Origin of the sequence: Duganella sp. Dugasp56 (assembly GCF_047304105.1) — a bacterium.
GTDB lineage: Bacteria > Pseudomonadota > Gammaproteobacteria > Burkholderiales > Burkholderiaceae_D > Rugamonas > Rugamonas hordei.
Genome location: NZ_JBGLYQ010000021.1, coordinates 115,298 through 127,588 on the forward strand (window position 1 = coordinate 115,298; position 12,291 = coordinate 127,588).

The window sequence follows — 12,291 nt, forward strand, 5'->3', positions numbered from 1 at the left end:
TGATGCCGGCGGCAAGCATGTCTCAGCCGCCCACCAGCAACCCGCCGGCGCCGACTGCTCCGGCATACATCGCCTCGACCAGCGCCGCGCGCCGCTCCAGCACCACGCGCTGGTTGATCGAGCCCTTGTCGGTCTGCTCGCCGGCCGTCACGGACGGCGCTTCCTCCAGCAGCAACATGCGCTCGATGCGGGACGCCGATCCGGTCGCCGTGGCGTTCAGCTGCGTCAGCAACTGGCTGAAGTGGTTGCGCACCGGGGCGCTGGACAGGACGGCGGCGGCATCGGCGTCGGCGCCCAGCCCGGACAGCAGCTGGCACTGGTCCATGCGCGGGAACACCAGCAAGCCTATGCTGTCGCGGTTGATGCCGGCCACCACCACGTCCTGGATGTAGGGCGCGCCGGCGCTGATCACCCGCGCCCGCAGCGGTCCGACGCTGACGAAGGTGCCGCTGCTGAGTTTGAAGTCCTCGGCGATGCGGCCGTCGAACATCAATCCCAGTTCCGGCCGCGCCGGATCGACGAAGCGCACAGCGTCGCCGCTGCAGTAGTAGCCTTCGTCGTCGAAGGCGGCGGCGCTGGCTTCCGGCGCGCGCCAGTAGCCCGGCATGACGTGCGGGCCGCGGAAGCGCGCTTCGTACTTGCCATCCACCCGCACCAGCTTGACCTCGCAGGCCGGCGCCGGCAGGCCGACATAGCCGGCCATCATCACCGGACCGGTGGTGAAGGTGCAGGAGGGGGCCGTTTCCGTCATGCCCAGGCCGGCCATGATGCGGATCCGCTGGCCGCAGTGCTGTTCGCTGACCCGCTCCAGCGCATCCCACGCCGCCTGCGACAGGCCCGCGCCGGCGAAGAAGAACAGCTCCATCTGCGAAAAGAAATGGCGGCACAGGTCGGGGTCGTCCTGCAGTGCGGCGGTGAGCAGCTCCCAGCCCTTGGGCACGTTGAAGAACACCGTCGGCGCGATCTCCTTCAGGTTGCGCACCGTGACGGCGAAGTCGCGCGCGGTGGGCTTGCCGTCGTCGATGTAGTAGCTGCCGCCGTTGTACAGCGCGATGCCGACGTTGTGGCTGCCGCCGAAGGTGTGGCTCCAGGGCAGCCAGTCCAGCAGCACCGGCGGCTTGTCGCCGAACGCGGGGAAGCTTTGCAGCAGCATCTGCTGGTTGGCGCACAACATGCGCTGGGTGGTGATCACCGCCTTGGGCAGCTTGGTCGATCCCGACGTGAACAGGAATTTGGCGATGGTGTGCGGGCCGCAGGCGGCGTTGGCCGCGTCCACTGAGTGCGGGACGGTCGCCAGCAGCTGCGCCAGCGGCGTGACGGCGCGGCCTGCGTCGCCCCGGTCGGTCACGACCTCCACCCCGTCCGGCACCGCCGCCGCCAGCGCCGCCGCACAGGCGCCGCCGTCGGTGGCGTAGATCATGCCGGGCGTCAGGTGACGCACGAAGTGGGTCAGCTTGGCGTGGTCGGTGGCGGCACCGGAGGCTGCCGGCGAGACCGGGCAATAGGGGACGCCCGCATACAGCGCGCCCAGCGCCAGTTGCAGGTGCTGCAGATCGTTACCGGACAAGATCATCAGCGGACGTTCGGCCGACAGGCCCCGGTCCAGCAGCGCCTGGCCGATGGCGCGCGCCTGCTCCAGCATCTGCCGGTAGCTGATGTGTTGCCAGCCGCCGTCGGCGCCGCGCTGGGCGGCCAGCGTGCGTTCGGGATGACGCTCGGCGCCGCGCACCAGGCAATCGGTGATGCGGTCGGGATAGTCGCCCAGCGCTTCCTGCGAGGCCAGGCGCCAGACGCCGTGGGCGTCTGCCTCGACCCGCACCGGCGCGCTGCCCACGCGCACCGGGCGATAGCGCGACAGGTCCAGCGTCGCGGCGGTGGTGGGGAGCTGCGTCATTGCGTGCTCCTCCATCACACCGGGTAGTGGCGGTGGCCGCTCTGGATGGTGATCCAGCGCAGGTCGGTGAATTCGGCGATGCCGGCCTTGCCGCCGAAGCGCCCGTAGCCGCTGGCCTTGACGCCGCCGAACGGCATCTGCGCCTCGTCGGCCACGGTGGAGCTGTTGATGTGGCAGATGCCCGATTCGATGCGCCGCGCCAGCGCCATCGCGCGCGGGATGTCGCGGCTGAAGACGGCGGCTGACAAGCCGTATTCGCTGGCGTTGGCCTCGGCCAGCGCCGCCTCGTCGCCATCGACGCGGATGATGCCGACGATGGGGCCGAACGATTCTTCCTGATAGACCGTCATGGCCGGCGTGATGTGGTCGATGATGGCCGGCTGCAGCAGGTTGCCGTCGCTGTCGGCGCTGCCGCATACCAGCTTGGCGCCCTTGGCCTTGGCGTCGTCGATCATGGTGGCCACGCGGCTGGCGGCCGAGGCGTCGACCATGCCGCCCAGTACCGCGCCTTCCTGGCCGGGTTTGCCGGCGCGCAGGCCGGCGGTCTTGATGCGCAGTTTTTCCACGAAGGCGTCGGCGATCTTGTTGTCGACGATGATGCGGTCGGTCGACATGCAGATCTGGCCCTGGTTGAAGAAGGCGCCGAAGGCGGCCGCCTGCACCGCTTCATCGAGGTCGGCGTCGTCCAGGATCAGCAGCGGATTCTTTCCGCCCAATTCCAGCACCACCGGTTTCAGATGCTGGGCCGCCTGCTGGGCGATGATGCGTCCCACCTTGGTCGAACCGGTGAAGTTGATGCGCTTGACGGCCGGATGGGCGATCAGGCGCGCCACCACGGCGGCCGCGTCCTGCGGCGCGTTGCTGACGACGTTGACCACGCCGGGCGGGAAGCCCGCGTCCTCGAACACCTTGCCGATCAGGCGATGCACGGCGGGACAGACCTCGGACGACTTGAGCACCACCGTATTGCCGCAGGCCAGAGGCGTGGCGATGGCGCGCGTGCCCAGGATTACCGGCGCGTTCCACGGCGCGATGCCCAGCACCACGCCGCAGGCCTGGCGCATACCCATCGCCAGCAGGCCTGGCACGTCGGACGGGATCACTTCGCCCGCGATCTGGGTGGTCAGCGCGGCCGCTTCGCGCAGCATGGAGGAGGCCAGCATCACATTGAAGCCGTACCAGCCGGCCACGCCGCCCGCTTCGGCCACGCCGGCCGCGATGAATTCGGGCGCGCGCGCCTGCAGGCAGTCGGCCGCCTTGAGCAACAGGCGGCGGCGCTCGCCCGGCGCGGTGGCGGACCAGCCGGGGAAGGCCGCCTGCGCCGCCGCGACGGCGGCGTCGGCATCGTCCAGGGTGGCGGCGGCGGCCACCGAGGCGATGTCGCCGGTGGCAGGGTTGAGGCGCTGGTAAGTGGCGCCGGTGGATGCGGCCTGGTCCAGGCCTCCGATCAGCAAGCGGGCTTCAAGCATGGCGTATCTCCTTGGTTATTAGGCTGGGGCTGGGCGCGTCTTATGCGCGCTTGTAGGTTTGCAGGCCTGGTTTGATGGTCTTATCGTCCAGGAACTGCTTGAGGCCCTGGGCGCGGCCTTTTTCCGGGTCGCGGTAGTTGGACTGGTCGACTTTGGCGTACAGGTAGTCTTCATTCTGCTCCCAGGTCAGTTCGCGGCAGCGCTTGAAGCCGTTCTTGGCGATGCGCAGCACGGTCGGCGACTTGGCCAGCAGCTTTTCCGCCAGTTCGATGGTGGCCTCGCGCAGCTGCGCCAGCGGCACGCTCTTGTTGACCAGGCCCATCGCGGCCGCTTCCTTGCCGGTGAAGGTGTCGCCGGTCATGATGTAGTGTAGCGCCTGGCGGTGGCCCATGGTGTCGGCGACCGCCTTGCTGACCAGGTTACCCGGCGGGATGCCCCAGTTGATCTCCGACAGGCCGTACACGGCCTCGTCGGCGGAGATGGCCAGGTCGCAGGCGACCAGCGGCGAGAAGGCGCCGCCGAAGCACCAGCCGTTGACCATGGCGATGGTCGGCTTGCTGTACATGCGCAGCAGCTTCCATTGCCACTGCGAGCAGTCGCGGCGCAGCTTCTCCTGGAAGATCTCCGGCTTGCCGTCGTTTTCGCGGAAGTACTCCTTCAAGTCCATGCCGGCGGTCCAGCTGTCGCCGGCGCCGGTCAGCACCAGCACCTCGGCCTCCGGATCCAGCTCCAGCGTTTCCAGCACGTCGATCATTTCGCGGTTCAGCGTCGGGCTCATGGCGTTGCGTTTTTCCGGGCGGTTCAGGGTTACCCAGGCGATGCCGCCGGTGACGTCGACTTTTACGGTGCTCCAGCGCTTGTCATATTGGCTCATTTCGGTCTCACTTAATGTTAGGTTAATATCAGGTTGCCTGATACGTGTCTTATAATATATGCTGCTTGGCCTGTATTGCAAGCGCTTTTTCGAACGCTTCTTGAACTTCCGGACCATGATGAAAAAACACCAGCCCGCCGCCGCGCACGACAAACCCAGCGGCATCGCCTACCTGATCGGCCGCATCGACCATGTGCTGAGCCGCCGCCTGCGCGACAGCCTCGGCCTGCTGGGCATGACGGCGGCCCAGTACACGGCGCTGTCGGTGCTCGACACCCAGCAGCAGCTGTCCAACGCGCAGCTGGCCGAGCGCTCGATGATCTCGCCGCAGTCGGCCAACGAGATGGTCAAGGCGATGGAGGCGCGCGGCTGGGTGGTGCGCCAGGCCGACGCCAATCATGGCCGCATCATCCATCTGCGCCTCAGCGCCGATGGCAGTGCCCTGCTGCGCCAGGGCGACGCCGCGGTGGCGGAGCTGGAGCACGCCATGCTGGCCGAACTGGGCGTCGACCAGCGCAGCGAGCTGCACGCGCAACTGCGCCTGCTGCTGCGGTCACTGAGCGCCATTGTGCTGTGACTGCCGCCAGCGCGGATTTTCCAGCAGCAGGGCGATGCCCTGTCCGCCGCCGATGCACGCAGCCGCCACGCCGTAGCGCTGGCGCCGCAGGTCGAGCGCGCGCGCCAGGGTGATGGTCAGGCGCACGCCGGTCGCCGCCAGCGGATGACCCAGCGCGATCGCGCCGCCGTGGACGTTGAGGCGCTCCCGGTCCAGCTTCAGTTCGCGCTCGACCGCCACGATCTGCGCGCCTTGCGCCTCATTGATTTCGAACAGGCCGATCTGCTCCATGCTTAGTCCGCAGCGCTGCAGCAGCAGGCGGATGGCGGGCGCGGGGCCGATGCCCATGACCTCGGGCGGCACGCCGACCACCGCCGCCGCCACGATGCGCACCTGGGGACGGTGTCCGCCGGCGATGGCGTAGGCGCCGGAAGCGACGATGGCCGCCGCCGCGCCGTCGGCCAGCGCGCAGCTGTTGCCGCCGGTCTGCACGCCTTGCGGATAGAGGGCGCGCAGCGTGGCCAGCACCGACGGCGGCGAAATGCGCGGATGAGTATCCTGCGCCAGCTCCTCCACCGGACCGCACAGCCGGATGCGGCGGTCGGCATAGCCGTCCAGCGTGAAGGTCTCGTTGCCGACGGCGACGATCTCGCCGGCGTGGAAGCCGGCCGTCCGGGCGTCGAGCGCGCGGGCGTGCGACAGCGCGGCGAATTTATCCACCTCGGCGCGGGTGATGCCGTAGCGGCGCGCCAGGTTTTCGGCGGTCTGCGGCATCGTGACGCCGGGCGCGGGATCGGTCAGTGCCTCCCACAGGAAGTCCTGGAAGGCGACCGGCGCGCCCAGCTTGAAGCCGGCGCGGTGGTCGAAGGCGGCGATCGGATTGCGCGTCATCGATTCGGTGCCGACCACCAGCACGGCGTCGGCGTAGCCCAGCGCGATCTGGTCGCCGGCCTGGCGGAACAACTCGAAGCCGGTGCCGCAGATGCGCTGCACGTTCAGCGCCGGCGCCGTCAGCGGCACCCCGGCGTACAGGCCGATATGGCGCGGCAGCATGTACTGGTAGCAGTCGCCGGGCGCCATGCTGCCGCTGATGACGGAGCCGATGTCGGCGGCCGGAACGCCGCTGCGCCTGAGCACCGCGCGCGCGGCCTTGATGCCCAGGTCGGTGGGCGAGACGTGGCTGAACGCGGTGCAGTAGTCGGCCATCGGCGTGCGCAGGCCGTCGATCATCCACAAGTCCTCGTAGCTCTGGAAGAAACCCCGGTTGGCGCTCATGCTCATGGCCAGTAGCTGGGGCGCAGCTGCACGGTCGGACCGGCGTAGCCGTGGGTGCGGGCGAAGGCTTCCAGCGCATGCTGGGCCTCGTAGCCGCCGAAGATCGACCACAGGAACATGCGGCCGAACAGTTCGCAGCGTTCGCGCGGATCGTCGTGCAGCGCCGGGTCGCGCGCCAGCGCGGCCTTCAGCGTGGCCAGGCTGTTCTCGTGGACCACCATGCGGGTGCCGCCGTCGGCGCTGGTGTCGAAGACCATCATGCGCGGGGCGGCGGCATCGGCGCTCCAGCGCCGCCACTCGGGCAGTGTTCCGGCCGGGCCGCTGGCCGGCTGGCCGTGACGGGCGAAGTGGGTCCAGTAGCCGGCCATGGCGTCGGACACTTCCTTGCGGCCGGGCAGGTTGGCTGCGGTGAAGGAGCGGAACGGATCGAATTCGCCGTCCAGGTCGCGGAAGACGAAGGCCACGTCCAGCACGTGCGCGGCGCCCAGCAGCACGCGCGGCGCGATCAGCGGCACGGCGGGCTGTTCGTCCCAGTCGAAGCGGTAGGTCCATACCTCCCGATGGCCGGATGCCACCATCGCGCTGGCCGGCTCCAGCGCGCCGGCGGCCTGCCACAAGGCCGACATGTAGGCGGCGTGGCGCTGGTAGCGGACGCGGTCGCGCATCAGCGGGATGCTGCCGAACAGCATGCGCACGTAGTCGGGATTGTTGGACATGAACAGTTTGTACTCGTCGCGGTTGGTACCGATGATGACCGGTACCGCGTTGTAGCGGCCGCGGTCCGCGAACACCTCGGCCAGCGGCATGGCGGGCAGCACGTGGCCGTCCTGCAGCACGCAGGGCGCGTCGTAGAAGCTGAGCGCCCCCGGCGTGACAGGCGCCAGCAGCGCGTCCGCCGGCAGGCCGCGCACATAGGCGGCGATGTCGGCGGCCGGCATGGAGGCGATCAACGCCTTGGCTGCGGCGCGGTCGGCGGCGCGGCCGTCGCGCTGCAGCCACTGGCAAAGCAGCTCGCGCGAGCTGAGGGCGTGGCCGGGCTGGACGTCGTCCGTGTAGTTGCGCGCCTGCGCCGGCGTATAGCTGACGGCCAGCGGCGATTGCAGGATGGCGCGGTGGAAAAGTCCCTTGGCCAGCGGGCTGGCCAGCAGGGTGTAGGCATTCAGGCCGCCGGCCGATTCGCCGAACACGGTGACGTTGTCGGGATCGCCGCCGAAGGCCGAGATGTGCTGGCGCACCCATTGCAGGGCCGCGATCAGGTCCAGCGTGCCGAAATTGCCGGAGCGGTCGGCCGGACTGTCGTCGTCCCGCGCCAGTTCGTCGAGGCTGAACCAGCCCAGGATGCCGAGGCGATAATTGGCCGACACCACGATCACCTGGTCCTGGCCGGCCAGGTTGCGCAGCGTGGTGTAGGTGGCGGCGGTGCCGGCGGTATTGGCGCCGCCGTGGATCCAGAACATCACTGGCAGCGCGGACGTACGTGCCTGTCCGGCCGTCATCTGCGGGGCGAACACGTTCAGCGTCAGGCAGTCTTCCGCACCGGCCACCTGGCCCCACAGCTCGGGCGGCAGTTCCAGCGTGATTCCGCCCAGTTGCAGCGCGGGTTGGCCGCAAGCCAGCGCCTCGCGCAGGCCTTCCCACGGCTGCGGCGGACGCGGCGCCTTCCAGCGCAGCGGACCGACCGGCGGCTGCGCATACGGTAGTCCCAGCCAGGCGTGGGTCTGGTGGCGGTCGGCGCGGCCGACCACGTGGCCTAGCGCGGTGTGGCGCAGCGAATCGGCAACGGGCATCGCTGGCGTGGCGGCGCCGGCGGTTTTTGAAGCAGCCTGGCGGCGCCAGAGCAGGGCGGAAACCAGCAGTACCGCTGCAACCGCGGCAAAGAGCAGGATGTCAGGCATGATCGGATTCCTCTTGCAGTGTTAGTGTCGGGTGAGGTGGGGGCGGAGCCGGTGGGCCGGCGCCGTCGTCGAGTTTGAAGGCGCGCACCAGCCGCGCCAGTTCCGCCGCCTGCTGGCGCATGCCGGCCGTGGCCCCGGTGGCTTGTTCTACCAGCTCCGCGTTCTGCCGCGTGACCAGCTCCATCGCCTGCAACGCGGCGCCGGCCTGCTCGATGCCGGCCTGCTGCTGCATGCTGACGGCGGCGATGCGGCCGATGATGGCGCCGACCTGCTGCACGCTGTCGACCACCTCGTTCATGGTGGCGCCGGCGCGCGCCACCAGCTGGTTGCCGGCTTCGACCTGCGCCACCGAACGGCCGATCAGGGTGCGGATCTCGCGCGCTGCGGTGGCCGAGCGGTGCGCCAGGTTGCGTACCTCGCCGGCGACGACCGCAAAGCCGCGTCCCTGTTCGCCCGCCCGTGCCGCTTCGACCGCCGCGTTCAACGCCAGGATATTGGTCTGGAACGCGATGCCGTCGATGACGCCGATGATTTCCCCGATGCGGTGGGCGGAAGCGGTGATGGAATCCATGGTCAGTATCACTTCCGCCGCCACCTTGCCGCCGTCGCGCGCCACCGCGCTGGCGTTGGCGGCCAGCTCGGTCGCCTGCCGCGCATGGCCGGCGTTGTCGCGCACGGCGTCGGCCAGTTGTTCCATGCAGCCGGCGGTGGCGCGCAGGGAGTCGCGCTGGCCATCGCTGCGCCGGGTCAGGTCCTGATGGCCGCCGGCGATGTCGCTGGCCGCTCCGGCGATGCGGTCGGTGCCGCTGCGCACCTTGCCGACCATGGCGGCCAGGTCGGTGCGCATGGTGTGCATCGCGAACAGCAGGCTGGAAACGTCGCCGCCGCGCAGCTTGACGCCGCCCGCCAGGTCGCCGGCGGCGGTGCGGCCGGCGATCTTGACCGCGTAGGCCGGCTCGCCTCCCAGTTGTTCGAGTATGCCGCGCGTCAGGCGCCAGCACAGCAGGCAGCCCAGCAGCAGGGCCGCCGCGCCCAGCGCCAGCATCCAGGCGCGCGCGCCGGCGTCGGACGAACGTCCTTGCGCGGCGGCTTGTTCGCTTTGGCGGGTCTCCAGCTCGACCAGCTGTTCCAGCGCCGTCATCCAGCGGGTTTGCACCGGCAGCAGGCGCTCGACCAGCACGGTGTAGACCTGGTCGGACTCGCTGCGCATGGCCAGCTCCATGGCTTGCGCGATGGGCGGCCGGGCCGCCGCATTTTGCTGGGCTATCTGCGCCAGCAGCGCGGTTTCTCCCGGCGTGGCGTCGCCGGCCAGCAACTGGCGCAGCTTCTGCTCGGCGGCGGTGTAACGCCTGGCCTGGTCCTGCATCCGTTCCGCTTCCGGCTGGAGATAGGACAGGGAACCGATCAGCGCCATGTTGCGCAGCGCGATCATGCGCTCATACACGGTATCGCGCATCTGGGTGGCGAGCCGCGTCTTGACGTTGCCGACCAGCGTGATCTGGTCGGTGCGCTGCTGCATCTGGGCCATGTGGCCCAGGCCGAGCGCCATGACGGCGACCAGCAGCGCCAGGACCAGGCCGAAGCCCAGCCGCAGGCGGGCGCCGATGCTCATGTCGGAAGTGCCCATGGCGTCAGTGGATGCCAGCCACGGCGCGTTCAGCCGCCTGCGCCGGCGTGTCGCGGCGCGCGGTCTTCCGCGGCATCAGGAAGTGCGCCAGCGCCGGCACCAGCACCAGCGCACCCACCATATTCCACAGGAACATGAAGGCCAGCAGGATGCCCATGTCGGCCTGGAATTTGATCGGCGAGAACAGCCACGTGGCGACCGCCACGGCCAGCGTCACGCCAGTCAGGATCACCACGCGGCCGGTGAAGCGCAGCGCGTGCAGGTAGGCGTCGGACAGCGTGGCGCCGGCGCGCATGCGGGTCAGCATCACGCTGAGCACATACAGCGCATAGTCGACGCCGATGCCGACGCCGAGCGCGATCACCGGCAGCGTGGCCACCTTGACGCCCATGCCCAGCACCACCATCAGCACTTCGCACAGGATGGAGGTGAGCACCAGCGGCAGGATGGCCACCAGCACCGCGCGCCAGTTGCGGAAGGTGGCGTAGCACAGCAGGATCACCGCGCCATAGACCCAGAACAGCATGTCGTGCATGGCCTGCTTGACGACGATGTTGGTGGCGGCCTCGATGCCGGCGCTGCCGGCGGCCAGCTGGAACTCCACTTCCGGCGTGTTGTGGGCGGCGGCGAAGGCTTCGACTGCGTCGACCACACGGGTCAGCGTGGCGGCCTTGTGGTCCTTCAGGTAGACGTACAGCGACAGCAGCGAGCAGCTCTGGTTGAACAGTTCGCGCGGAGCCCGGGTCTGCACCGCGCCCAACGCGCCGGCATTGGGGATCAGGTCATACCATTTGAAGTTGCCCTCGTTGTAGCCGGTGGTGGCCAGCTTGCTCAGGGCCGCCATCGAGTTGGTCGAATCGACTCCGGGCAGCTGCTCCAGCCGCCACGCCAGAGCGTCCACGCTTGCCAGCGTGGCGTAGCGGGTGCACTGGTCGGGCGCGGTCTTGATCATCACCACCAGGATGTCGGAGCTGGCCGCGTAGTTGGCGACCATGAAGCCGTTGTCGCGGTTGTAGCGCGAATCGGCGCGCAGTTCCGGCGCGCCGGGATCGAGGTCGCCCACCTTCAGGTTAAGGCTGTACAGGTAGCCCAGGCCGCCCAGCAGCAGGCTGGCGGCCACCGTCATGGCGGCCCAGCGGCGCTGGGTGAAGCGGTCGAGGAAGGTCCATAGCCATGGCTGGGCCGCGCCATCGGCGCTGTCTGCCTGCAGGCTGCGCGCGGCCGCTTTGGCGCTGACGCCGGTGTACGATAGCAGCACCGGCAGCAGCACCAGGTTGGTGAAGATCAGCACCGCCACGCCGATGCTGGCGATGATGGCCAGGTCCTGGATCACCTTGATGCGGATGCTGACCAGCACCGCGAAGCCGACCGCGTCGCACAGCAGCGCGGTGAGGCCGGCGGCGAACAGGCGGCGGAAAGTGTAGCGCGCCGCCACCACCCGGTGCGTGCCGCGGCCCACGTCCTGCATGATGCCGTTCATCTTCTGGGCGCCGTGGCTCATGCCGATGGCGAACACCAGGAAGGGCACCAGCACGGAATACGGATCGAGTTCGTAATGCAGCGCGGCCAGCAGGCCGCACTGCCACAGCACCGCCACCAGCGAACACACCACCACCAGCGTGGTGCTGCGCCAGCAGCGCGTGTACCAGAACAGCACCGCGCCGGCGATGGCGATCGCCAGCAGGAAGAACATCAGCACCTGCTGCAAGCCTTCGATCAGGTCGCCGACGATCTTGGCGAAGCCGGTGATGTGGATACGCACGCCTTCCTTTTGGTATTTGGCGCGGATCTGTTCCAGCCGCTCCGACAGGGCGCCGTAGTCGAGCGCCAGGCCGGTCTGCGGATTCTGCTCCAGCAGCGGGACGAACACGATGCTGGACTTGAAGTCGGCCGCCACCAGCTGGCCGATCTCGCCGGAACGGGCGACGTTGGCGCGCAACTGCGCCAGGCTGGCGGCCGAGCCGTCGTAGCCGTCCGGGATGACGGTGCCGCCGTCCAGGCCTTCCTCGGTGACGGCGGCCCAGCGCGTGCTGGGCGTCCATAGCGATTTCATGAACGGCCGGTCCACGCCCGGCAGCAGGAACAGTTCATCGTTCAGGCGTTGCAGGGTGTCGAGGTAGGCGCGGTCGTAGATGGTGCCGCCGCCCGCTTCGACCGCGATGCGCACCGAGTTGCCCAGTCCATTCAGGTCGGCCTTGTTGGCCAGGTAGTTGGCCACGTAGGGATGGGCGCTGGGGATCATCTTCTCGAAGCTGGCGTTGAGCCGGATCCGCGTGGCCTGGTAGCCCAGCACGATGGTCGCCAGCAGGCATAGCAGGATGACCAGCGGCCGGTAGTTGAACAGCGCGCGTTCGCCCAGGTTGCCCGAGGCGGTGTCGAAATCCTGTAGCCGCCGTACTACCGGCTGTTGTTCCAAATCTTGATCTGTGTGCATGATGTTCCAACCATATTCGTATGAGGGAAGGGCGCTAGCGCGGCTGCGGCTGCGCCGGCGCTACCCGGCGCAGGCCGCGCAGTCCGGCCACGACCAGCGCGCCGTCGCTGGCTTGCGCCACGGCGGCCAGCGGCAGCGCGGGCGGGGGGGGGGGGACGGGGGGGTGGGGTGGTTTTGGTTCAGCTGGTCCATCCATCGGGTGGGTTGGGAGCGTCCGCGGTTGTGGGACGCGGGGGCGGGCGACTACGCCACCGCAGACGGCTGGAT

General features: G+C 69.1%; 8 protein-coding genes and 1 pseudogene. 2 read left to right on the top strand and 7 right to left on the bottom strand.

The features are described 5' to 3' along the window. Nucleotides 1–22: 22 nt before the first annotated feature. The 3 genes from ACCD07_RS16460 to ACCD07_RS16470 are packed head-to-tail and all read right to left on the bottom strand — an operon-like array spanning nucleotide 23 to nucleotide 4,237. Nucleotides 23–1,894 carry a feruloyl-CoA synthase gene (locus ACCD07_RS16460; protein ID WP_413447961.1) on the bottom strand — a complete coding sequence of 624 codons (1,872 nt, stop codon included), beginning with the start codon at nucleotides 1,892–1,894 and terminating at the stop codon, nucleotides 23–25. A gap of 14 nt (nucleotides 1,895–1,908) precedes the next feature. Continuing rightward, a complete protein-coding gene (locus ACCD07_RS16465; RefSeq protein WP_413447962.1) occupies nucleotides 1,909–3,363 on the bottom strand; it encodes an aldehyde dehydrogenase in 1,455 nt (484 codons plus the stop codon). A 40-nt stretch (nucleotides 3,364–3,403) separates the two neighbouring features. Next, nucleotides 3,404–4,237 (bottom strand): p-hydroxycinnamoyl CoA hydratase/lyase, encoded by an 834-nt coding sequence (locus ACCD07_RS16470; RefSeq protein WP_176650251.1) that lies wholly within the window; start codon nucleotides 4,235–4,237, stop codon nucleotides 3,404–3,406. A 115-nt stretch (nucleotides 4,238–4,352) separates the two neighbouring features. Between ACCD07_RS16470 and ACCD07_RS16475 the strand changes: the two genes are divergently transcribed. After that, a complete protein-coding gene (locus ACCD07_RS16475) occupies nucleotides 4,353–4,814 on the top strand; it encodes a MarR family winged helix-turn-helix transcriptional regulator (protein ID WP_413447963.1) in 462 nt (153 codons plus the stop codon). On the opposite strand, the gene ACCD07_RS16480 is transcribed toward ACCD07_RS16475, so the two are convergent. From ACCD07_RS16480 to ACCD07_RS16495, 4 genes are read right to left on the bottom strand one after another with little or no spacing between them, the layout of a single operon-like run. Then, nucleotides 4,791–6,074, bottom strand: coding sequence for a thiolase family protein (locus ACCD07_RS16480; protein WP_413447964.1), 1,284 nt, complete (start codon nucleotides 6,072–6,074; stop codon nucleotides 4,791–4,793). The genes ACCD07_RS16475 and ACCD07_RS16480 overlap by 24 nt on opposite strands. After that, on the bottom strand, nucleotides 6,071–7,963 hold the full coding sequence (locus ACCD07_RS16485) for a carboxylesterase family protein (RefSeq protein WP_176650253.1): 1,893 nt from the start codon (nucleotides 7,961–7,963) through the stop codon (nucleotides 6,071–6,073). Before ACCD07_RS16485 ends, ACCD07_RS16480 begins: the two co-directional genes overlap by 4 nt. Further along, nucleotides 7,956–9,590, bottom strand: coding sequence for a methyl-accepting chemotaxis protein (locus ACCD07_RS16490; protein WP_413447965.1), 1,635 nt, complete (start codon nucleotides 9,588–9,590; stop codon nucleotides 7,956–7,958). Before ACCD07_RS16490 ends, ACCD07_RS16485 begins: the two co-directional genes overlap by 8 nt. Nucleotides 9,591–9,594: 4 nt before the next feature. Continuing rightward, nucleotides 9,595–12,024: an efflux RND transporter permease subunit gene (locus tag ACCD07_RS16495; protein WP_413447966.1), complete on the bottom strand. Its 2,430-nt coding sequence runs from the start codon at nucleotides 12,022–12,024 to the stop codon at nucleotides 9,595–9,597. Here ACCD07_RS16495 and ACCD07_RS16500 point away from each other — a divergent pair. Then, nucleotides 12,023–12,291 (top strand): annotated as a pseudogene (locus ACCD07_RS16500) (hypothetical protein); the annotation flags it as partial. The gene ACCD07_RS16495 and the pseudogene ACCD07_RS16500 sit on opposite strands and share 2 nt — an antisense overlap.